Origin of the sequence: Idiomarina seosinensis (genome assembly GCF_003987275.1) — a bacterium.
GTDB classification, from domain to species: domain Bacteria; phylum Pseudomonadota; class Gammaproteobacteria; order Enterobacterales; family Alteromonadaceae; genus Idiomarina; species Idiomarina seosinensis.
The window spans coordinates 134,395-157,959 of sequence record NZ_PIQF01000003.1 but is presented as its reverse complement, the minus strand read 5'-3'; the positions used below and the strand labels follow the sequence as shown (position 1 = coordinate 157,959).

20 protein-coding genes are annotated in these 23,565 nt (G+C 47.4%); 5 read left to right on the top strand and 15 right to left on the bottom strand.

Annotated elements, in window-relative coordinates:
- From thiL to CWI81_RS09810, 11 genes are all read right to left on the bottom strand, one after another.
- Positions 1–996, bottom strand: coding sequence for a thiamine-phosphate kinase (thiL, locus tag CWI81_RS09860; protein WP_126785154.1), 996 nt, complete (start codon positions 994–996; stop codon positions 1–3).
- A 40-nt stretch (positions 997–1,036) separates the two neighbouring features.
- Positions 1,037–1,456, bottom strand: coding sequence for a transcription antitermination factor NusB (gene nusB / locus CWI81_RS09855; RefSeq protein ID WP_126785153.1), 420 nt, complete (start codon positions 1,454–1,456; stop codon positions 1,037–1,039).
- Positions 1,457–1,466: 10 nt separating this feature from the next.
- Positions 1,467–1,931, bottom strand: a complete 465-nt coding sequence (gene ribH / locus CWI81_RS09850) for a 6,7-dimethyl-8-ribityllumazine synthase (RefSeq protein WP_126785152.1) — start codon at positions 1,929–1,931, stop codon at positions 1,467–1,469.
- Positions 1,932–2,010: 79 nt separating this feature from the next.
- On the bottom strand, positions 2,011–2,658 hold the full coding sequence (locus CWI81_RS09845; protein WP_126785151.1) for a GNAT family N-acetyltransferase: 648 nt from the start codon (positions 2,656–2,658) through the stop codon (positions 2,011–2,013).
- Positions 2,658–3,266 (bottom strand): lysophospholipid acyltransferase family protein, encoded by a 609-nt coding sequence (locus CWI81_RS09840; RefSeq protein ID WP_126785150.1) that lies wholly within the window; start codon positions 3,264–3,266, stop codon positions 2,658–2,660. Before CWI81_RS09840 ends, CWI81_RS09845 begins: the two co-directional genes overlap by 1 nt.
- Complete coding sequence (locus CWI81_RS09835) at positions 3,263–4,153, bottom strand: DUF3014 domain-containing protein (RefSeq protein WP_126785149.1); 891 nt, start codon at positions 4,151–4,153, stop codon at positions 3,263–3,265. Before CWI81_RS09835 ends, CWI81_RS09840 begins: the two co-directional genes overlap by 4 nt.
- A gap of 39 nt (positions 4,154–4,192) precedes the next feature.
- Positions 4,193–4,975 carry a peroxide stress protein YaaA gene (yaaA, locus tag CWI81_RS09830; RefSeq protein ID WP_126785148.1) on the bottom strand — a complete coding sequence of 261 codons (783 nt, stop codon included), beginning with the start codon at positions 4,973–4,975 and terminating at the stop codon, positions 4,193–4,195.
- A gap of 37 nt (positions 4,976–5,012) precedes the next feature.
- Positions 5,013–5,957: a protein translocase subunit SecF gene (gene secF, locus CWI81_RS09825; protein WP_126785147.1), complete on the bottom strand. Its 945-nt coding sequence runs from the start codon at positions 5,955–5,957 to the stop codon at positions 5,013–5,015.
- Positions 5,958–5,965: 8 nt separating this feature from the next.
- Positions 5,966–7,810: a protein translocase subunit SecD gene (gene secD, locus CWI81_RS09820; protein WP_126785146.1), complete on the bottom strand. Its 1,845-nt coding sequence runs from the start codon at positions 7,808–7,810 to the stop codon at positions 5,966–5,968.
- Between the two features lie 28 nt (positions 7,811–7,838).
- Positions 7,839–8,171, bottom strand: a complete 333-nt coding sequence (gene yajC, locus CWI81_RS09815; RefSeq protein ID WP_126785145.1) for a preprotein translocase subunit YajC — start codon at positions 8,169–8,171, stop codon at positions 7,839–7,841.
- Between the two features lie 132 nt (positions 8,172–8,303).
- The gene (locus CWI81_RS09810; protein ID WP_241970417.1) at positions 8,304–9,806 is read right to left on the bottom strand and encodes a sigma-54-dependent transcriptional regulator; all 1,503 of its coding nucleotides are present in this window, start codon (positions 9,804–9,806) and stop codon (positions 8,304–8,306) included.
- Between the two features lie 175 nt (positions 9,807–9,981).
- Here CWI81_RS09810 and CWI81_RS09805 point away from each other — a divergent pair, with 175 nt between their 5' ends.
- On the top strand, positions 9,982–10,599 hold the full coding sequence (locus tag CWI81_RS09805) for a trimeric intracellular cation channel family protein (protein ID WP_126785144.1): 618 nt from the start codon (positions 9,982–9,984) through the stop codon (positions 10,597–10,599).
- Positions 10,600–10,601: 2 nt separating this feature from the next.
- Positions 10,602–13,949: a PAS domain-containing hybrid sensor histidine kinase/response regulator gene (locus CWI81_RS09800; protein WP_126785143.1), complete on the top strand. Its 3,348-nt coding sequence runs from the start codon at positions 10,602–10,604 to the stop codon at positions 13,947–13,949.
- Here CWI81_RS09800 and CWI81_RS09795 read toward each other — a convergent pair.
- Both CWI81_RS09795 and CWI81_RS09790 read right to left on the bottom strand, forming a co-directional pair.
- The gene (locus CWI81_RS09795) at positions 13,923–14,570 is read right to left on the bottom strand and encodes a response regulator transcription factor (RefSeq protein WP_126785338.1); all 648 of its coding nucleotides are present in this window, start codon (positions 14,568–14,570) and stop codon (positions 13,923–13,925) included. The two genes, CWI81_RS09800 and CWI81_RS09795, sit on opposite strands and share 27 nt — an antisense overlap.
- Positions 14,571–14,686: 116 nt before the next feature.
- Positions 14,687–16,900 (bottom strand): TonB-dependent receptor, encoded by a 2,214-nt coding sequence (locus CWI81_RS09790; RefSeq protein WP_126785142.1) that lies wholly within the window; start codon positions 16,898–16,900, stop codon positions 14,687–14,689.
- Between the two features lie 222 nt (positions 16,901–17,122).
- Between CWI81_RS09790 and CWI81_RS09785 the strand changes: the two genes are divergently transcribed.
- From CWI81_RS09785 to CWI81_RS09775, 3 genes are read left to right on the top strand one after another with little or no spacing between them, the layout of a single operon-like run.
- Entirely contained in the window at positions 17,123–18,415 is a 1,293-nt protein-coding gene (locus CWI81_RS09785) for a GntP family permease (protein WP_126785141.1), read from the top strand.
- 11 nt (positions 18,416–18,426) lie between these two features.
- On the top strand, positions 18,427–20,064 hold the full coding sequence (locus CWI81_RS09780) for a long-chain fatty acid--CoA ligase (RefSeq protein ID WP_241970416.1): 1,638 nt from the start codon (positions 18,427–18,429) through the stop codon (positions 20,062–20,064).
- 1 nt (position 20,065) lies between these two features.
- The gene (locus CWI81_RS09775) at positions 20,066–21,250 is read left to right on the top strand and encodes an E22 family MetX-like putative esterase (RefSeq protein WP_126785140.1); all 1,185 of its coding nucleotides are present in this window, start codon (positions 20,066–20,068) and stop codon (positions 21,248–21,250) included.
- A 10-nt stretch (positions 21,251–21,260) separates the two neighbouring features.
- Here CWI81_RS09775 and CWI81_RS09770 read toward each other — a convergent pair whose 3' ends face one another.
- On the bottom strand, positions 21,261–23,015 hold the full coding sequence (locus CWI81_RS09770; RefSeq protein ID WP_126785139.1) for a TIGR03545 family protein: 1,755 nt from the start codon (positions 23,013–23,015) through the stop codon (positions 21,261–21,263).
- 2 nt (positions 23,016–23,017) lie between these two features.
- Positions 23,018–23,524, bottom strand: coding sequence for a TIGR03546 family protein (locus CWI81_RS09765; protein ID WP_126785138.1), 507 nt, complete (start codon positions 23,522–23,524; stop codon positions 23,018–23,020).
- Positions 23,525–23,565 lie beyond the last annotated feature (41 nt).

Below are 23,565 nucleotides of genomic sequence, written 5' to 3'. Positions count from 1 at the left end.
CTAGTCCTTAGCAGTAACGGAGTTATTGAAGTGGTTATAACCTTGGTATTCCAGCGGCAGCTCATAAACTTCGCCGTGCAATTTAAATTGAATCGCTGGCTCCCTCAGCTGGGTAATTCGACCAATACATATCGGTTTGTTCTTTAAGTGAGCGGTAAGAGTTTCCAGCCGACCACGATTATGCTCTTCGACCGTAAAGCACAGCTCATAATCATCGCCCGCCGTCAGCGCTTTTTTGTAAGCCGCATCCTGGGACAAGGTTTCGGTCATCGCCAGCGATAGAGGAATTTTGTCCAACTCGATATCTGCCGCGACCCCTGAGCTGGAGAGCAAATGCTGCAGATCTGCTAGCAAACCGTCCGAAATATCGATACATGCCCCGGCAACGTTGCGTAAGGTTTGCCCTAAAGCAACTCTTGGATGCGGGTAGTACAGACGTTCCACCAACCTTTGCAAATGCGGTCCTGTCGCCATATCAGCTTGTTGTGTCATGTCCAGACCCAGTCCTGCATCGCCCAAAGGACCGCTAACATAAAGCCAGTCGCCTGGCTTAGCGCCAGAACGGGTAATGGCTTCGCCAGCGGGTACTTGCCCCTGAGCAGTGACGGTCACAGTCAGCGGCCCACGGGTGGTATCACCACCAATTAAAGTACAATCGTAGTACTGACAAATTTCATGGAGCCCAGCGGCGAATTCACTCAACCATGTTTCGTCGGCATCGGGCAACGTTAAAGCCAGCGATATCCAACAGGGTTCCGCGCCCATTGCGGCGAGATCACTTAAGTTGACTGCGACTATCTTATGTCCAATAGCACGTGGCGGGGTACTCTCATCAAAATGAACGCCGTTGACCATAGTATCGGTAACAGTCACCAAGTCATGGTTGGGCTGCACTCGCGTAACAGCGCCATCATCGCCGATACCAACAATGGAATCGGGCCGCTGTTTTTTATTGTTTAGGAAATATTGTTCGATCAGGCTAAATTCGTTAAGCATGAGGTTATAATGGCCAACGGCTTAACCGTTGGCTTTATATTTATTGGCGAACGGGGCGCAATGTGTCGACGGCTTTATCAAGCACGCCATTAACGAAGCGGTGGCTGTCATCAGCACCAAACGACTTAGCTAATTCAATAGCCTCATTAATCGCTACTTTATAAGGCACATCTAACCGCTCTTTCAGTTCGAATGCAGCTATCCTTAGTACCGCTAACTCTACCGGGTCCAGCTCTTTTATCGGTCGGTCTAAAAACGGTGCAATAGCTTCATCAAGACTTTTGTAATAGCTGCCAACACCTCTTAACAACTCCAGAAAGTAATCAACATCTACTTTACTGGTGTCGCTATCAGTAAGGTATTGCGCCTCGATATCGGTAAATGTGTTTTGCGTTAACTGCCAGGAGTAAACCGCCTGAACGGCAAGTTTCCTTGCTTTTCTGCGTGCTGCAGGTTTCATCTTTTACTCCTTACAGCTTATCTAATACGTTGACCATCTCTAACGCACTTAAGGCTGCTTCGGAGCCTTTGTTACCGGCTTTAGAGCCGCTGCGTTCAATGGCTTGCTCTAGGCTATCTGTGGTAATGACACCAAACGCAACCGGTAAACCAAAGTCACTGGCAACGCGGCCGAGGCCACTGTTACATTCACCAGCTACAAATTCAAAATGAGGCGTACCGCCGCGAATGACAGCGCCGACCGCAATAATCGCATCATACTGACCAGAGGCCGCCAACTTTTTTGCCGTAACCGGCATTTCGTAAGCACCTGGCACTCTCACCACGGTAATGTCATCTTGATTCACTTGTCCGTATTGTTGCAACGTCTGGACTGCGCCATCTAACAAACTTTCTACAACAAAATGATTAAAGCGGGCGACAATGATGGCAAATTTCTTGCCTGTTGCGGCGATACCGCCTTCTATAACTTGCATAGGATTTCCTTTCTTCAATTCGCTGGCTGCGCTACTTGATCTGGCGCGAATAATAGCATAATTCGGAATAGTTTGCGGTTTATTTGCGTGCCAAAGTATAGGAGTAAAACAGCTCTTCAGTGTCACGGTTTCTTCCAATTAACCGCGCTGAGCTGTTATCCAGCAGCGCCCGTGCAGGCTCGTTCGATTCAGCTACCGGGAATAACACTTGCGACCATGGCCAGCCATTTCTGAGCCAGCCGGTCAGCAACTCGAATAAATCGTTATGTAAACTCGCGTTAACCGCAGGTTGTGTTAACCACCAAGTGACTTCCGCGTTAAAATTTTGCGAAGTTATAATACCTGACTCGCCACGTTGCTGTATAACCGGCACGAAATAAACAACACCAACAACCATATCGCGCTCTCGATCAATCACGATATAGGTGTAAGCATCGTTGTTTTGCTGCTGTTTCAAATGCAACTGTACCATCGAGTGATTTTGTTCGAGCGAGCTTTTTTCTGATGGCCAGCTCCAGCCCAAGCGATCGAAAAGCCACTCTTGCGAGCCCATATAACTATGAAATAACCGATCTGAATCTGCCGCTTTTAACGGCCTTATGAGTAAGCTTTTTGATTCAGTGCGCTCAGGAACTACCCAGTCATTTTGCCAAAAGTCGGCCGCTAAAGTTGACTTAACGGCCAGTAAACTGAGCACAATAAGCAGCCCGCGCAGCGCACTAACCATTAACTAAACTCCGCCCGTTTGCCCTGGGCGTGTGCAAAAAATGACTTAACACGCTCCAACTCTTTTTCTATTTCTCCGGTAATCATTAAGGCCGGACCTATATCAATAGCTTTACGAGCGTAATCAAAAGCAACAGGAATAATCGGCACATTGGCTTGCTTGGCCATATGTAAAAAACCTTTCTTCCAATCTTTTACTTTCTTTCGGGTTCCTTCAGGGGTTATCACCAGAATCAGTTCATCGCTGTCGCTGAACTCGGAAACCATTTTTCCGACCACGCCATTCGGGGCGCTTCGATCAATTGGAATACCGCCTAGCTTTGTCATTAACCCTTTCAGCGGGAATCGAAATAAACTGGCTTTACCCAAATAGTTTAATTTTAGCCCCATCGCCAACATCACAAAAACCCCCACGGGAAAATCCCAGTTGGAGGTGTGTGGCGCTACCGGCAAAATAGCCTTATTCACGTCAGGCATTTCACCGTTAATTTTCCAGCCGCCGAACAAACGCAAACCTAAGCGGCCTAGCCATCTTAAAAAACGCCCGTCACGGGTCGGAAATTCGCCTTGCACGTGTGTCGGAATAGTGTCTACCGTTTCTTTGCTCATAGATTTGCTTTTAAGACCTTCCTAATTTCTCGTAACTTACTTTTTATACGTTTAATGTTATCCGGTCCCATTCTAAGCAGTTGTTTTTGCGCCGGCGGTAGAGACTCGTAGGCAGGATCTGCGTAGGTATACATCACTTCGTCGTCTTTAACCTGCACCAATGACTCTGGTACTGGCGTGTCTAACAATACGTCAATAGCCTCATAAACGGCGTTGGTCATATCAGAGTCCGGATAGCCAATATCGGCGAAAGCTTCATTCATCAGTGGCTTAAATAGCTCATAGTTTTCAACTAAGGCTTGTTCGTCGAGACTGACAAACCAGTCCACTAAAGCATCGTAGCGCTTATAAGTTTGTTCATCGATATACAACTCGCCGTCGATTTCTAACACCCTAAAACGCCCATCGGGACGTTGAACGACAGTTCGCTCACGTACCAAGGTGCCATTTCGCAGGTTTTCAATAATAACCACCGCATCACGAACCAACTGCGAGCTTTTCAGGGGCTGAATGGATAGGCCACTGGTATCTAAAGTTTGCAGAATCGTAGGCGTGCTTTCATCCAGCTCGGGTAATTCAGGAGCAGGAGTAGGTTCGGGTTCTGGCTCTCGTTCTGGCTCGATAACCGGTTCAGCTTGAACCTTAGACTCAGGCTCTTGTTGTACCGGCTCTTCTACCTTTTCGGACTTTTCAGACTCAACCGTTTGAGTTACCGGCTCTGGCTGAGCTGGCTCTGTTTGGACTTTACTCTGTTCGTTTGCTCCCGCAGAAATCCACCACCAAACAAGCGCTGCAATAATTATCAGTACAATAACACCCACGGCAATCCAGGTTACCGAACTGTTGGGTTGCTGATCGCTTTGTTGATTCATGTTGTCGTCAGTCATAATTCACTTCCTGCGTTACTTAAACGGGAGCGTTATCAATTATCCACGAGCGGCTTCGGACCTAAGGAAAACCAGTTGCTTTTCATCAGATTCCGCTGCATTAAATTGATAACCAGCTAAGTCGAACTGTTTTAACTCAGACACAGAAGCTGGCGTTTGGTTCACCATAAAGCGAGCCATTAGCCCTCGAGCCTTTTTGGCATAAAAACTAATTACTTTATATTGACCATTCTTTTCATCTTTAAAAATTGGAGTAACAACTTTTGCTGCTAATTTTTTTGTATTGACCGACGAGAAGTACTCGTTTGATGCAAGATTAACTAATACATCACTTCCTTGTTCCTGCAAATCCTGATTAAGCAACTCAGTTATGGTGTCACCCCAAAAGTGATAAAGACTTTTGCCTCGCGGGTTATCCAGCTTAGTTCCCATTTCTAAACGGTAAGGCTGCATCAGATCCAACGGTTTTAGTAAACCGTAAAGGCCCGACAAAATACGCAGTTGCTGCTGTGCTGAATCAACCTGAGCAGTAGACAGGTTATAAGCATCTAACCCGGCATAAACATCACCATTAAAGGCGTACATTGCTGGCCGGGCATTCTGCTCGGTAAACGGCCGCGACCATTCGCTAAAACGCGCTGCATTAAGCCCCGCCAATTTGTCACTAATTTTCATTAGTGAGCCTAACTGTTGCGGGCTTAGCTGACGACACACGTCTACCAACTCAGCCGCGTCATCCAGTAAACGCGGCTGGGTCGGCTTTACTGCCGGAATGTCGCTTTCGTAATCCAGGTTTTTAGCCGGTGATAATACAGCGAGCATAAGTTTCTCCAGAACTTTAAGTAGTTCGTTTTAACGCTTAAAGCGGATCTTGATCCGCACCCTCTTTTTCCACTTCTGTTGGCATCAGGTCGTCACGGCTAACACCGAACGAAATCGCAACCGAGCTAGCAACAAATATAGACGAGTACGTACCAATAATAACACCGAACAATAGCGCCGTAGAAAAGCCATGAATTAACGGGCCACCCAGGAAGAACAGCGTTAGTAACACTAAAATAGTTGTTACTGAAGTAACGATAGTACGGCTCAGTGTATCGGTTAGTGCTCGGTTTACCGTTTGTAGCGGTGTCAACTTAGCAAACTTCCGGAACGTTTCCCTGATACGGTCACAGACCACCACGGTATCGTTTATTGAATAACCGATAACTGCCAGCAATGCAGCCAGCACGGTTAAATCAAACTCCAGACCTAAAATCGAAAATAGACCCAGGGTAATAATTACATCGTGCGCCAACGCAGCAACCGCGCCCACAGCCAGTCGCCACTCGAATCGCAATGCAACGTATATAAGGATACAGATGAGTGCAGTTAGCATCGCCAAACCGCCCTGTTCGATAAATTCGTCGCCTACGTTAGGGCCGACAAACTCAATCCGACGCATTTCAATATTTTGATCAATATTACTGCGCAGAGATTCCAGGATAGTAGTCCCGAGCTGTTCAGCTTTGACGTCTGTACGAGGTTCTAAGCGGATTAATAGATCTTTCTGAGTACCGTAGTTTTGCACCACAGCATCCTCAAAACCTGTATCGCTCAAGACGTTACGCACTTGCGGTAAGTCGGCAGGCTGTTGAAAGCCTACCTCAATGAGCGTACCGCCGGTAAAGTCCAAGCCTAAATTAAGCTTGTTGACGGACAGCGAAATAATAGATGCCACAATCAGCAAACCACTAATTATCGCAAACACGCCGCGAAAGCGCATAAAAGGAATTCGTTCGTCTGTATTTATAAGTTCACGCATAACTTCGCCTAAATAGATAACTTGCTAAGGCGTTTTCCGCCCCAGACTGAATTCACAAGGGCACGGGTACCAATGATCGCGGTAAACATTGAAGTAATAATCCCGATAGCCAGAGTAATCGCGAACCCTTTAATCGGTCCGTTACCGATAGCGAACAAAATTAATGCCGCAATCAATGTTGTTACGTTGGCATCGGCGATGGTCGATAATGCGCTGTCGTACCCATGGTGAATCGCTTGCTGTGGGCTACGCTTGGCTTTTATCTCTTCGCGTATTCGTTCGAATATCAACACATTGGCGTCAACCGCCATACCCACCGTTAAAACGATACCCGCCATTCCTGGCAAAGTTAAAGTTGCGCCTGGAATCATCGACATAACACCAATGATTAAAACCAAGTTTGCCGCCAATGCACAGTTTGCAACCAAGCCAAACTTTCGATAGTACGCGACCATAAAGACCAGCACTAACACAAAGCCCCAAAAGATTGCCTGAGTACCTGCATCAATATTTTGTTGACCAAGGCTTGGGCCAACGGTGCGCTCTTCAACGATTTGAATCGGCGCGATCAAAGCACCTGCGCGTAATAATAGCGCTAAGTTTTTAGCTTCTTGTGCACCAACACCGGTAATACGGAAGCTGCTGCCTAAACGCGACTGAATGGTAGCAACGTTAATAACTTCGGCACTCTTGGTAAACTGCAGATTGCCTTCATCATCCCGCTCATCGGTTGCTTTATATTCGATAAAGACGGTAGCCATTGGATCGCCAACATTATCTTTGGTCGCCATCGACATCTTATTACCACCAGCACCATCCAGGGTAATATTGACCTGTGGACGATTGTACTCGTCATAACCAACGCCGGCGTTAACAATATGATCACCGGTTAAGATAACGTCTTCTTTAAGTAGCTGATCCTGACCATCTCGCATCGGCAACAATTCGCTGCCAAAAGGAACCCGACCATTGATTGCATCACGCACATCGTTGTCAGTGTCAACCATACGGAACTCAAGTGTTGCCGTAGCGCCTAGAATTTCTTTAGCTCGCGCAGTGTCCTGAACGCCTGGCAGCTCAACCACTATACGGTTTGACCCCTGGCGTTGAATCAGCGGTTCAGCCACACCTAACTCATTGACCCGGTTACGCATAATGGTAATGTTTTGCGACACCGCATAATCACGCGTCTCTGCCAGCTTCTCTTCGGTCATTTGCAGAACTAGCGTGCGCTGTTCTGGTTCTTCAACCAACTGGTAGCCTTGATAACGATCCGAAAGATAGCTTTCCGCCGCCTGGTAAGCTTCGTCGTTACGTAGCTCGACAGTGACACCGTCATCGCCGGCATCGACTGCCGTGTAACGGATTCTTTCTTCGCGCAACTCATTACGCACGGTATCTTTCATGCCATCGACAATTTTACGAATCGCTTCGTCCATATCGATTTCCATTAAGAAATGAACACCGCCACGCAAGTCCAGGCCAAGCTTCATTGGTTCTGCACCAATGCTTTTTAGCCACTCAGGTGTCGCCGGGGCTAAGTTTAAAGCTACGATATAATTATCGCCAAGGCTGTCGACAAGCGTTTCCCGAGCCTTCAGCTGTTGGTCATCAGAGGTTAATCGAACGAGTATCTGTTGCTCTTCTAACGCAATGGACTTTGGCGAGATGTCAGCACTCGTCAAAACGCTACGAACCCGGTCAAGGGTGCTGGTATCAATCGTTGCTTGTCGGTCTGCGGAAATTTGCACTGCCGGGTCTTCGCCATAAATATTTGGCAGCGCGTACAGCGCTGCCAATAATATAACGAAAACAACCAGCAAGTTTTTCCACAACGGGTATTTATTTAACACGTCGTGCCTACCTTTGTTTTTACTGCTATTACAGCGATTTCATAGTGCCTTTTGGAAGAACTGAGGTTACCGCTGCTTTCTGCACAGTAACTTCGATCTCTTCTGATAAAGCAATAACGATAAAGTCTTTGTCATCACTCACTTTAGTAATGCGACCGACCATACCACCTTGAGTCAGTACTTCGTCGCCTTTACTTAGCGATGAAACTAATTCTTTATGCTGCTTAACACGTTTCGCTTGTGGGCGATAAATCAGAAAGTAAAAAATCAGGCCAAACATGACCAGCATGAAGATAAGTTCCATGCCGCCACCCGAGGCTGCACCGTCTTGAGCGTACGCAGGACTAATAAAGAAATTCATAACATTCCCCAGTTATATTTAAGTTTTTCGAACGTTTTATGTCACCTTGTCCTACATGAGGACAAGGTAAAAGAATTACAAGTCGTTAAGGAGGGATAGTCTAGCAAAAATTCACCAATAAAAGATACTGATTCAAATATCGTAGCCCATGGCTTTTAAGCGTCGGCGCATACCCACTTGCGAAACCCGAAGTTCCCACATCATTTGTTCAGTATCGCCACGATATTTTTGGTAGCAATTACGAAGCTCGGCCTCATCCAGATCCTGGGCAGTACTTAATCCCTCAAAGCGTTGAATTAACTGATAAACCGAAGCACGTGAAATAGCTAACTCACGTGCTGTAGCTTGCAATTCAAAGCGATTGTTTTCTAATGCTTCGGATAATTCCTCGCGGCTAATACTGTTCGGTTTTCTAGCGTTGCCGTTGGCGCCTATTCTTTCGGTTCTTTGTCTCGACTGCGGTTTTAAAATAGATAACAACTGCGGATCGAGCTGTAGCGTCGATGCCTCACGGCTATCAATAACAACCTGTCGGGCAACATTGCGTAATTGGCGAACATTACCGGGCCAGTGAAACGCCATCAGCTGCCCCATCAGGTCGGTTGGAATGTTCAAGTTAAAAGCTCGGTCAGGATACAATCGGTGCCACTGTTCTTCGACAAAATGTATAAATAACAAGCTTAAATCTTCGACTCGCTCGGCCAAAGGCGGCAAGAAAACCTGATACGCTGACAAAGCATTGGTAAGCTGCCATAAACGGGAGTCCACAGCGCACGGACAGCTATCATAAACACTAGTCAGCACTAGCCGGCAATTAATTGGTTTTGGCACATCACTTTGTAAGGGCAGGTAATAACCATTTTTAATGGCACTAAACAACAGTTCTATGACCTGTTCAGACGCATCTTCTATGTCTTCTAACACCAGCGTGCCGCCATCTGCCTGACTAAAGTAGCCGGGATTTTGGGCTTGCTTATGTAAGCTACCGAACAGTTCTTCCGCGGCGACAACATCATGAATAGCAGCCAGATTAACATTGACAAAAGGCTTATCTGCACGTGGGCTGTCGGAATGAACTTTATAAGCCGCTTGTTCTTTGCCTGAGCCAGCCAAACCGCGAATCATTACCGGTATATCCATCCGCGCAACATTTTCAAGTTTGCTATTCAGAGCTCTAATATCCGGACTAATGCCCTTAAGTAAACTTTCTTTATGAATTCGGACGTCTTGTAGCGGCAATAGCTTAAGCAGCAGAACAACTGTTTTGTTGAGCGTCATCACAACGCCGCTACCAATGTCCGCGCGGCTTAGCAAATACTCACTTTGCTCCGCACGACCGGCTATTTCGACGGTTGTGCTAGTAGTATGAGCCCGAACCCGAAAGGTATCCTGACTATCTTGTTGGATAATAATAGGTGAACGACTAATTCGCGGCTCGCATAAAGAACGACCTGCGCGGCCATTTTTGGAAAAATCAGGGCGATTGCGGCTGAGATAGTCGCGGCCGTCCTGCGACAAGCTTAGCAGCGGCGCGGTTTCTCCAATCCGTGAGATATCTGGGTGTAAGGCAACAACCAAAGTTGGTACATACTGGATATGACTTTCAATGTCATCTCCAGCATGTTTTGTTTTCATGTCGGCCACATTCATCATTTTACGCTGGTCCTTAGCACAACTACATCAACTTGAAACTCAAAGTGCGTTTCTGATGATAAAGTAACCAGTCAAAATAGTCGAGCAATCAGCTACCATTCTATCTTTTATAATGACAAACTAACCGCATTCAGGCGCACAAAAGGGCGAGTTACTTATGGAGGTGTTGTTTTACTGGGCTGACCAGGCAGGTGTTGCAGTATTCGCTGTTGCAGGAACCTTACTGGCGTTTCGTAAACACATGGATGGGTTTGGAGTTATCGTGTTGGCTTCTGCGACTGCAATTGGTGGCGGCACGATCCGTGACCTTATTCTTGGGTTGCCGGTTTTCTGGACCGAGGATCAAACCTACATCTATACCATTCTTGGCTCGGCACTGGTGACCATTATCTGGTTGCGCTACAAAGCCTACATTCCAATGACGACATTGCAGGTTGCAGATGCTATTGGATTAGCATTTTTTGCGACCATGGGTGCCGAGAAAGCTCTGTCTGCTGGTTTCTCACCGTTTATAGCCGTTATTATGGGAACTATATCGGCGTGTTTCGGGGGTATGATTCGCGATGTTCTGGCGCGCGACGTCCCCATGGTGCTTAAAAGTGAGCTTTACGCTACTACCTGCATCGTCGGCGCTATTGTTTACACCCTGTTAGTGCCGTTTTATCCGATAGTAGCATTAGTAGCAGGCATGTTATCGACGCTAATTATCAGGCTGGGAGCTATTCGTTACCAGTGGTCACTACCGGTCTTCCGCGATAACCCTGAGCACTATTAAGCATGTTATCCGTCAGCCTTACCTTAGCAACGGCCATCATTTATTTGTTGATCCTGTTTGCTATTGCTTACAGGGGTGACAGCGCATCAAAACAACCGGCAAAGCCATATCGCTACGCCCTTGCTCAAGGGGTTCACTGCACATCCTGGGCATTCTTCGGCACAGTAACCCAATCGGCCTATTATGGTTGGGCATTCGCACCAACTTATATTGGTGCAATCCTGGTTTTTTTGTTTTTACACGTTTTACAGCTAAAGCTGCTCAATTACTGCAAACAACAAAACATTACCTCCATAGCTGACTTAATCGGAACTCGCTATGGCAAATCGCCGTTGCTGGCAGGGGTTGTCGCATTTACGGCACTGATTGCCGTCATTCCATATATCTCTTTACAGCTAAGAGCCGTGACTGCGAGCTTTTCGGCCGTCACCGGCTTTGCTCAAAGCCCATTTTGGTTATTCGATCTGTCGGCTTTAGTGGCATTGGTGATGATTGGCTTTGGTTTTCTATTTGGTACCCGTCGGTTGAGTCTGGCTGAACAACACAGCGGCTTAATGGACGCCGTCGCGTTTGAGTCGTTAGTCAAGCTAGTCGCTTTTATTATCGTTGGTCTATTCGCTACCTACGGTCTGTTCGATGGGTTCAGCGATCTCTTAGAAACCAGTTATAATGCTCCTGTTACCCGCGATGTGCTAAGTGGTACAGCTGATGGCAGCTACGTGTACCTGGTGCATATTTTACTTGGCGCATTATCGATGTTCTGCCTGCCGCGGCAATTCCATGTTAGCTACGTAGAAAACACTCACAGCGATGAGTTAAAAGTAGCACGTTGGGCATTCCCGCTATACCTATTCGCTATCAACTTTTTTATACTACCAATCGCTCTGGCAGCTCTGCTTATTGCTCCCGACCAAGCGGCAACCGACACTTTTATGCTGGTTATTCCACTTTCCAGCGACCGACCGGATATTGCATTGGTGGCTTTTATCGGTGGTTTAGCAGCAGCAACCAGCATGGTTATCATCGCTTTGCTGGCACTCAGCATCATGATTTCTAACGATGTGGTAATGCCACTGTGGCTTAGATTGACCCGTCAGCGTTTAAGACAATTGCAATTTACTCCTGCCAGAATTCTATTGATTCGCCGCATGACCATTGTATTGGTGATGCTAATGGCATACATCTATTACCAGCTAACTATTGATACCCTACCGTTGGTTAATTCAGGACTGATTTCGTTAGCGCTACTGTCGCAGCTGGGTCCATCAATTATTGGCAGCGTGTTATGGCAACGCAGTAACCAACTTGCAGTACTATCCGGACTGGTCAGCGGAACCATAGTCTGGTTCGTTTTATTACTGGTTCCAGCTCTTAACACCTCGAAGCCAATGACTGACACTCAAGTCGCCGATGGTGTGCTGATTAGTCTTGGAATTAACCTGTTAATTTTTATTGTCGTCTCGCTGGTGTCTCCTCATAAAAGAAACGAACGGCTAACGGTTGGTAGCGACGACTTTATCCGTCAGCCTAGCCTTAGCTGGGCTCGGTTACATGCTTTACTCGAGCGTTTTTACAACCACCAGCAACTGACCGACTTACAACAAAAGCTAGGGGTTAACTTGCTCTTTCAGGACCCCCAAACTCTGGTTCCTGCACCAACATTAATGCGTATTGAGCGGGAGTTATCGAGTATTGTTGGTACCTCTGCGACCCGGCTACTATTTGACACCGTTTCGGAGCAACAAGAGGTGCCTGTAGCGAAAGTCGTCGATTGGGCCACCGAGGCATCGAAGCTATATCAGTTTAATCGGGAATTGCTGCAGTCGTCGGTAGAAAACATTCCGCAAGGTATTAGTGTCATCGACCAAGATCTGCGGTTGGTTGCCTGGAATCGTCGCTATCTGGAAGTCTTTGAATACCCCGATGGCCTGGTCAGAGCCGGAATGCCAGTTGAAGAGCTGTTAAGGTATAACGCTGACCGCGGTCTCTTAAGCCACTCAGGCAATAGTAATGTTGATGACGAAATCGAGAAACGATTAAATTTTTTACGCGCAGGCAGCGCCTATAAGTATCAACGGGCTCAGGGTGACTTGATCATTGAGTTACAAGGAAATCCAATGCCCGGTGGCGGCTTTGTCACCACCTACAGCGACATCACCGAACGGGTTAAAGCCCAGCAGGCACTGCAACAAATTAATCAGGAGCTGGAAAAGCGCGTTGATGAACGCACCCAGCAGCTGCTGTTAGCAAAGCAGGCGGAAGAAAAAGCACATTTGAGCAAGTCTCGCTTTTTCGCTGCCGTCAGTCATGATTTGATGCAGCCCTTTAATGCCGCCAGCCTATTTTGCGAAATGCTGCAGGCCAAAGTTGAAACGGCACAACTGCCTCTTGCCCTAAATATCCGTCGCTCACTAGACCACGCTGAAGAACTATTGACGATGTTGTTAGACATGACCAAGCTGGATGCCGGTAACCTCAAGCCGGATCGGCAAACATTTCGATTAGACAGCGTGTTGCAGCCAATGGTTGAGCGCTATCAAGCGATGGCGTCAGAGAAAGCCTTACAATTTGACTATATCCCATCATCAGCTGTCATCAACAGTGACAGAAAACTACTAACCCGTATCATCCAAAACTTATTGTCCAATGCGCTCCGTTATACACATCAGGGCCGAATAATACTCGGCACTCGGCGCAGCGGGCAACAGGTTACGGTATGGGTTATCGATAGTGGCCAGGGGATCCCGGTCCATAAACAAGAAGAGATTTTTAAAGAGTTTCATCAGTTGCAGTCTGATGGTGACAACCCTGGCCTTGGTCTTGGTTTATCGATTGTTGAACGGATTTGCCGATTAATGGATATTCCGTTGCAGCTAAAATCAGTAGAAGGCGTGGGAACCGCCTTTGGGATTACATTACCGGTCAAATCCTGGCAAAAGGTCGAGCTGGTGAAAAATAATGATATACAACCTGAAACGCTCGAAAAGCTATTAGCCGGACGTTCGGTGCTGGTCATAGACAACGACAGTCGAGTATTAGCGGCTACAGCCTCGCTGTTAGAGCAATGGGGAGCATCCGTCGCCCCGGTTAGTAATTTATCAGAAGCGCTGCAGATAGCTCGATGCGATCTTATCTTTGCCGACTATCACCTGGACAATCATGTAACCGGTATTGACGTAGTGAAGGCCCTTAGACAACAGTGGGGTCACCAAACAACAGCGATTATTAACTCGGCTGATCCCGATGAAATATTGCGCGAACAAGCATTAGAAGTTAACGCTCACTTTATACCAAAACCATTGAAAAGCGGCGCACTAAAACGATTAATCAAGCGACTCAGAAGTATCTAGCATTTGCCGGAACAAGATTCCTGCCTGGGTCCGGTTAACGCAACTTAATTTACGCAAGATCGCCGACGCGTGTTGCTTAATGGTTGTTTCCTGAACCCCGAGTTCATACGCTATCTGCTTATTTAACAAGCCATCCGCAATGCACTGTAAAACTTTAAATTGCTGCGGTGTTAACTGTTCCAGCTTATTAGCAAAGGCTGACATCTCAGGATCAGTTTCCTCAGTAAGGTTCTGCATTGATGCCGGTAACCAGTTATCCCCGGCGAGTACGGTAGTCACCGCGGTATTCCACTCTGGTAAAGGCACCGACTTAGGAATATAACCGCTAGCCCCTAACGCCATTGCCTGTCGCACCACACGAGTATCTTCGGTAGCAGAAACAATCACCACTAAGATATCTGGGTATTGGCTACGTAACGTGGACAGTCCGGTTAAGCCTCGATTGCCGGGCATAGAAAGGTCAAGAAATACCAGCTCAATTTGGGGCTGCTCAATAAGAGCTTCTTCAAGCTGTTGAAAGCTAGAGACTTCTACGATGTCGGATTTTAATGTCTCGGCAAGGGCTTGTTTCATTGCCGCCCGAAACAGGGGGTGATCGTCAGCAATAATTGCTCTGGCCATACAGCGGGTATCGGTTGATGCTTGAATAATGACCATGCTAGCTACTTTTAAAAAAATTACCAGCACCTAAGCCCTTTACCACTAAAAAAGAGCTTAGACGCTGATATCACAGGGAGTTAGAATTGATAACCGACAGACAGAGCGACAGTACGTGGGTCGCCATAATAACCGGTCACGATATTCTCACCGAAGGTTGAACCAAAGTTGTAACCTGATACACGATATTCTTCGTCAAGTATGTTTTTGGCATGCAAGCCAACCGTCCACTGACCAGAGTTCGAGTACCATACCAAGCTGGTGTTTGTAAGGCTGTAGGCTTCCTCGTCTAATGGCGAAGGCACCTCGAACATTTGCATATCATCGCGATAGGCCACACTGCCCGACCACACTAACGAACCACTCTCTAATGCAAACTCTTTAGTAAAGCCTAAGTTAGCAGTTAATTTTGGCGTGTTCTGGAACGACCATAGGTCTGACACGTCTTCGATTTCTTGCAGTTCTGGATTAAAGAACTCAACAGAGTCAAATTCAGCATCGATATAACCTAATGACCCGGTAAAGCTTAAGCTTTGAGTCGCTGAAAACGTTGACTCAAACTCAAGCCCCTGAACGGTTGAGTCCGCTGCGTTAAGAACCTGTGAGGCAACACCGCCACCTTCAATCGCCCGTTGAACAGTAACCTGCATATCCTGATAATCAGAGAAGAATGCCGCTGCGTTCAGACGTAGACGACCGTCTAACATCTCACTCTTAACACCAAACTCGAACGTATCGACAGTCTCAGGATCGTACGGGTTTGACGCATCAGGGTTTAATGATACATCAGCACGCATATCCACACCGCCCGACTTAAAGCCATTACTGTAGCTACCGTACATCATCAGTTCAGGAGCAACCTGGTAGCTAACACTTGCATGTGGAGAGAACTTGCTCCAGTCGGCTTGTTGATTAAAGTCTGAATTAATCACAATGGGGTCCTGATCGTAGTCGCCCCGATCCAGGAACTTAACGCCCGCATAGGTATAGCGGAATACATCGGCTTCTTTATCATCGCGCGTATAACGACCGCCTAATGTGACCGACCATTTGTCATCTAACTGATAAGTTGCCTGACCGAATAGCGCTTCACTGGAGGTGTCAACGCAGCCGCCAGTATCAATTGACAGCGATAACAGACCCAACACGGTACCAAATTCACCGCAAGCCTGACCTTCATAAAGATACAAGCCACCGACAAAGTCCAGTCGATCGTCGCGATACATAAACTGGAACTCTTGCGTGGTCTGGTCGTCTTCGTAAATAGCTGGAACCAGTAAAACCGGGTTAACGGTCGAATCAAAATCGATATTGGTGTTGGTAGAGCCTTCACGATAAGCGGTTACTGACTTAAACATCCACTCGTTGTTAATCGCCCAGTCAACGGTCATCGAGTAACCTTCGTTCTCAACTTCATTCCAGGTGGGCATTGCAGTGTAAGCGTCGTACACATCTTCTTGACGCGGTTCATCACTCAACAATGACGGTAGCAAACGATGACCACCACGAGCATTGGAGTCGTCCTGGGTCCAGTCGGCGGCAAACTTGACGTTAATGTCGCGGTTTACAATCCACTTAGCATTTAGACGTCCTGTCATCAGTTCTTTGTTGTAGTTCTCGTCACCGGTATTAGCGAACTCACCAAAACCATCACGGTTTAGCGTGGCAAACGCGCCACCAACATAAAAGTTATCCGCCAGTGCGGTCTGTCCAGAGACTTTCAAATCTGCTTGGTTGTAAGAACCGACCGTGCCTTTTATTTCAAATTCGTCGTAGCCTGTCAGGTCGCGAGTTACGTACTTCATTGCACCGCCAATGGTGTTTTTACCATAGAGTGTGCCCTGCGGACCACGCAGTACTTCCACCCGCTGTACATCCAGCACCTCGAGTACGGCACCTTGTGGCCGAGCAACGTAAACGTCATCGATATAGATACCAACGCCCGGTTCAAAGCCCCATAGCGGATCTTGCTGGCCCACTCCCCGAATATAAGCGGTTAGAGTAGAGTTGGTACCACGGCTGACCTGAAAGGTGGTATTCGGCATTTTGTACTGCAGTTCGGTAATATCCTCAATACCGTCGCGCTCTAATTCCATCTCGCCAAACGCAGAAACTGCGACCGGAACTTCTTGCAAGCTTTCACTAGTGCGGCGGGCCGTTACTTCAATACGTTCCAGCTTCGCATCTTCAGCTTCCGTGGATTGTTCTTGCTCTTGAGCTAACGCAAGTGGACTCGCCAACATGGTGCTGACCGCCACTGCAACTAACGATTGTTTAAAATTGGGTGTATTCATTATTATTCCCCTGACGATTAAGTCGTTGTCATTCTTTTTTATCGGTTCCGTTTTCACTTCTGAACGGTCCAGAGTCATGGCTGAATACTAAACTAGCGCAAAATGTTAAAAAAGTGATCTGTACCATAGTACTATGGGGCAACTTTACCGGATAGCGCACAATACAGTTGATGCAACGAACCGGGGCATGGCTGTTTCTATTGACTCGTTGCGAGGTAACTCATGTTAAGTATGATTGGACTTATCGGCGGCCTGGTTCTGCTGATCATTCTCACCCTAAGGGGTATGAATTTATTTATTAGCGCGCCTTTGTGTGCCGTCGTCGTTGCTCTATGTAGCGGTATACCGCTGTTTTCTGGCGACGTTAATTTTGTCAGTGCCTACATGGATGGCTTTGCCAGCTTTGTTGCAGCCTGGTTTTTTATGTTCTTGCTCGGCTCTATGTTCGGTAAGTTTATGGAAGATACCGGAGCCGCTGACAGTGTTGCACGATGGATTATCAACAAGTTAGGGCGTAAACAGGCTGTTTTGGCGGTCGTGCTTGCCTGTGCTATTTTAACTTACGGTGGCGTTAGCGTATTTGTTGTGGCCTTCTCAGTTTATCCAATGGCGCTATCATTATTTAAAGACGCTAACCTGCCGCGGCGCTTTATTCCAGCTGCTCTGGCGTTTGGTTCGGTGACTTTTACCATGACCTCGGCCGGCTCACCAGAAATTCAAAACTGGATCCCAATAAAATACTTAGGCACTTCACCTTATGCAGCTTGGGAAGTTAGCCTAGTGGTCGCGGTATTGATGGCTACCTTTGGCTACTGGTGGTTAAGAAAAATAATCAACCGCGCGTTGGCCAACGGTGAGTGCTTCGAGGCTCGTGAAGGCGACCCGGTGTTGCTCGATAGAAAGCTCCCCCACCCTGTGGCAAGTTTGATTCCGCTATTGGTGGTACTTGGACTGTCGTTTAGTTTTCACAGCAGTTATGCACAAAACGCCCTGATTATCGCGCTGCTCGGCGGCGTGCTCTCCATTGCAATTATTAACTTTAAACATTTCCACCGGCCTCAGCAGGCCATCTCAGAGGCAACTACCGGTGCTTTAGTGGCCATTGGCAATACCTCGGCAGTCGTCGGTTTTGGTAGTATCGCCAAAATTACGCCAGCCTTTGACACCGCCGTTACCGCTATGACCAGCCTGCCGGGCAACCCGTTAGTAGGCGCTGCCGTTGCAGTCAGTGTCATTGCCGGACTTACCGGTTCTGCCTCCGGTGGTCAGGCTATCGCACTACCCGAAGTCGGTCCGCATTACCTGCAAGCGGGTGTTAACCCCGATCAACTGCACCGGATCGTTTCCATTTCTTCGGGCGCGCTCGACTCGCTGCCACACAACGGTTATGTGGTTACCACTATTCGGGCTATCTGTAACGAAACTCATAGTGCTGCTTACTGGGCCGTTGCTGCAGTAACGGTCGTAGTTCCGCTGATGGGACTTGCCGTAGCCATTGGTTTATTCATGCTGTAAGGAATAACGACATGCTAATTTCTCCCATTTCCGGCAACATGATGCAGCGACCTTTGCAAATCATTGATTTGCTAAAGTTTGCTGCGCAGCGTCATGCCAAACAAGAAATTGTCACTCGTCGACTAGAAGGCGATATTCACCGTTACACCTACGCCGAATGTTACCAACGTTCGGCACAATTAGCCCATGCCTTGAACAAACTCGGGGTCGAGCCAGGCGATCGCGTTGCCAGTTTAGCCTGGAACACCTACCGGCATATGGAATTATATTATGCGGTCAGTGGTATTGGTGCTGTCATGCATACGGTAAACCCCCGACTATTCGCAGACCAGGTCAGCTATATCATTAACCATGCAGAAAGCGGTTGGGTGTTTGTTGATTTAAGCTTTGTCAGTTTGCTCGAGGAAATTCAGGAGCAGCTGCCCAATGTTAAAGGGTTTGTGATCATGACTGACGGTCAACACATGCCGGCAACCTCATTAAAAAACGTGTACTGCTATGACGAATTATTGGCGACTGAGTCTACTGACTATCAATGGCCGGATGTTGATGAAAACAGTGCCGCTTTACTGTGTTATACCTCCGGCACCACCGGCAACCCGAAAGGCGTACTAGCGTCTCATCGAGCGATGGTGTTACACGCACAGGCCACTATTGGTGCCGACATGTTAGACCTACGCAGCGACACCGTACTAATGCCAATGGTTACCATGTACCATGTAGCCGCCTGGGGAGCGCCCTACGCAGGACCTATTTCCGGCTGCAAGTTAGTCTTTACCGGCGATGGCACTTCCGGTGAAGCAATGGCCGAAATGATACGTAGCGAAAAGGTAACGGTTGGTTTAGGGGTACCCACTATCTGGCTAACCCTGCACAATTACTTAACCGAAGAAAGCCTTGATATTCCGAGCCTTAAACGTGTTTGTGTTGGTGGCGCAGCCTCGCCGCTGGGATTGGTCAAAACTTACGATGAGACCTACAACATATATTGGCAGCCGATTTGGGGAATGACTGAAACGGGTCCACTGGTTCATTCAGCTCCCCCTCAGCCCGATATTTTACAGCGGCCCAAAGAGCAACAGTACCGTATACAAACCACCGCTGGGCGACCAGTATTTGGGGTTGAGGCCCGTATTGTCGACGCCGATAACAGTCCGCTGCCGCATGATGGAGAAACCAGTGGCGAACTGCAGGTCAGAGGCCACTGGATCGCCAGCCAGTACTTTAGAAATGATGATTTAAGTAGTTTCCCGGACGGCTGGTTAGCAACCGGCGATATCGCGGTAATCGACGCCGAAGGCTTTATGAAGGTGGTCGATCGTAAAAAAGATGTCATCAAAAGTGGCGGCGAATGGATCAGCTCGCTAGACATCGAAAACATCACCAGCCAACACCCAGCGGTCAATGAATCTTGCGTTATAGGCGTAAAGCATCCTAAATGGGACGAAAGACCACTATTATTTGTGGTTTTGAATAAAAGCCAACAAGTTGATAAAGAAGGTATTAAGCAGTTTTTAACCGGCAAGATCGCCCGTTGGTGGATGCCCGACGACATTCTCTTTGTTGATGAATTACCACACACAGGCACTGGCAAACTGGTTAAAAACCAGTTGCGGGACAAGTATCAAAATTACCTACAGGAGAAGTAAAATGACACGGTTATGGAAAAACCTTAGCGGCCTGGTGCTGGCCTTTGCCAGCTCTATCGCGCTCGCTCAGCAGCCAATGATTGTCGAGAAGCAATCGTTTACGCTGGAAAACTACACCACCCATGGCGGTGAAGCTATCGAGGAAGTCACCGTTGGCTGGGAAGCCTACGGAGAACTCAATGAAGCCAAAGACAACGTTATTTTGGTGACTCATTTCTTTTCAGGTAACAGCCACGCAGCTGGTAAGTATACCGAGAACGATCCTCAAGCGGGATACTGGGATGCCATTATCGGTCCTGGTAAAGCCATCGATACTAATAAATACTACGTAGTGAGCGTGGACTCTTTAGTTAATGCCTATCCTAACCTGCCTTCAGTGATCACCACCGGCCCGGCCAGCATTAACCCGGCCACCGGCGAACCGTACGGGTTAGATTTTCCGGTTGTTACCATTCGCGATTTCGTCAATGTTCAAAAAGCCGTATTAGAATCCCTCGGGGTCTCAAAATTACATGCGGTAATTGGTGCCTCAATGGGCTCTTTGCAAGCAATCGAGTGGGCTGCTACTTATCCTGACTGGGTAGAACGAATGGTTTCCGTCATCGGTGCGGCCTCATTGGACGCCTGGACAATTGCCGGGCTCGAAGCCTGGGCGCAAGCCATAAAGCTGGACCCTAACTGGAACAAGGGCAATTACTATGGCGCTCAAGCACCACTGGATGGCGTTACTATGGCACAGGCGTTGATTACTCATGGCGCGATGCATCCAAGCATCTTTAACCAGTTAGCGCCGTCTCAAGAAACCCTCCCCGCGGAAGGTCTTAAATCCGTCGATAACCAGCTACCGGCGGCAGAATGGCTGTACAGTAGCAGTCGCGAGCGCGCTCCATTAGCAGACGCTAATCACATACTGTATTTAGTTCGCGCCAACCAACTGTTTGTTGCTGGTCATCAGGAAACGCTTAAAGAGGGACTGAACAATATATCGGCAAAAAGCCTTTTCTTACCCGCCAGTAACGATTTACTGCTAATGCCCTATCTGGCAGACAACGCAGCAGCGCATTTAGAATCTATGGGCAAAGACGTGCAACTGGAAACCATCGACGGCCCGTGGGGACACCTCGACGGTATCTATTCAATTCAGCAAAAAGCTGAGCGAATTAGCCAGTTTTTATCTCAGCACTAACTAAGCCCTGTTAAAGGCCGCCGAATAAGCGGCCTTTCAATTTATCTTTCAGGTTGTCCTCGATTTTCGCCTTCAATAAATCTTCAAGCTGGTTATCGAACGACTGAGCATCGCTATTGAGCGAGCTGATATTTTCAAGTAACGCTGTTTTCGAACCAAGCTGTCCTTCTACTTTGCTCATTAAATCAGCTTTTATCTCGCCTAGCTTACCTTCAGCTTCCGCCATAGCCGTTTGACTTAAGAGCTTACCGAGCTGCTGATCAAGGTCTGAGTTAAGACCAAGTTTCGGGTTCAGAATACTGCCAGAGAAGTTAGTATTGATGTCTAACCGGTTCAGCTGTTTTAACGCAGTTGCAACTGCGTCGGTAATTTTACTACTACCAGTCGCATCCATTGTTAAATCGAGCATACGAATAACCGCGTCACCGTCTAGCTGGTTCTCCCGCACCAGAACCGTACCATCGCTATCAAGCAGGGCCGAAGCGATAGAAGCAGTTAATTGCTCGCTGTTACTTAACCCTAAACTATTTAAGTTAGCGCCTTTTAACTGCCATTGTTGTTTGGCATCAATACCCGATGCCAATAATGAAAGCTCGCCGTTAAGGTTAAATGCCTGCCATAGTTTGCTATTATCGAGCCGTGCCTGATAAGTGGTTGGTTGACCCAGCAAATTATGCTGGTGGGTTATATTCTGCCAGTTAATATCAACTTGACTGTCGGCGACTATCACCTCTGTTCGCGCATTTTTAATCCAGAATTCTGGCGGTGCATCTTCTTCAGCAAACGACAGACTCTCGCCCGCTCCACGGACTTTCTTCACTGTTTCCGTATCAGAAGAACGAGCTAGCATAGGCGCTAACTGCTCATAGGCAAGTAGTAAATACTCACTCCATTGCTTTGCCTTTTCTCCTAATAACAGCCCGGTTATATTCTGCAGTCCCGACTGATTTAACTGAAAAAAGTCACGGATCCGGTCAATGTCATTGCCCGGTGCTTGTTTTACCTGCTCTATCTGTTGTTTAACAACCTCAGCAGATTCACTCAATTGCTCGCGGAACTGCTTGATGGCTTGCTTATCCTCGCGAATTGACTGCTTTAGCTGATCCAGTTTTTCCTTCCGCGCAGCGACATCACCAAGCCCTTTTATGTCGCTCTCGGTAAGCTCTTTTATCCGTTGTTGGTACTCTGCTATCTTTTGCTTGTCTGGCAGACCATCTTTAGCCTGTTCAAACTGCTGCCGCTGCTGCTCAATTTTTGTTTCTGCCTGGTCCAGAACCTGGTCAGTTTGCAAACCAACCTGAGCTATAATTTCATCTTTTTCGGGTAAGGAGACTTTTAACTTCTCCCAATTAGTTGACGCCCAGTTTTTAACATCATCCTTATCAGGCATTACATAGACATCGCCCTCGCCGCTGCTACGCTCCTGGTCTACCCGTACACCGACCACATCAAGCTGATCGATATGAATGCGTCCAAGCAATAACTGGGCAACTGAAACATCGGCACTTAAGCGCGCAAGTTGCACTTGATTATGAGTTGGTTTTGCCGGGTCGGTGGCTTCTACCCCATGAGCCGTCAAGGTAAGCGGTGACCATCTATGCTCAACTTTTTCAATATTAACTTCAGCACCATTTAGGCGGCCGAGGCTATATTCCATAGAAATTTTTAAAATAGAATCTAAAAACAGCCATGAAATAATAACCAGTAAGCCAATAATGATTCCAAAAGCCGCCAGTCCTGGCCAACGTATTATGCTTCGCTTCATGACTACCCCCGTAAATCCATGTACAACTGCCAGAAACGGCTACCTTTAACCATTTGCACAATTTTGAACTTCATTAGCGCTTTCTGAATCCGTTTTCGATAGTTAACCACAATAAAGTAGGTCGCTAGCGCAATAACTGGGCTGATGATCAGGCTAAACACGAAGCTACCCATGGTCAGGGTATGGTAAAACTGCGACACTCGACCCACCGAAGTTGCGTACATCGCTTCATAAATACCTTGCCAACTCTGCGCCTGTAAGATCGCCAAGCCAAGCTCATGGAACATCGGATCCAGCAAGTATGCAATGCCTGAGAAAATGGCAAAGGACAATAGAAAAAGTGTTAGGTTGACGCGGAAAATCAATGCCGCAAATAATATAATTAGGTTATGCACACGCCATAATGGCGTTAAGCCTAAAAACATTCCTAATACCATAGCCATGGCCAAAGCCCAGGGACTGGTTTCTGAATTCAGGGCCTTTAATAACTTGGCCAACAGCGTCAACATAGATAAAGCTCCTTGTCTTTCTTGCTACTTCTAATATAGTG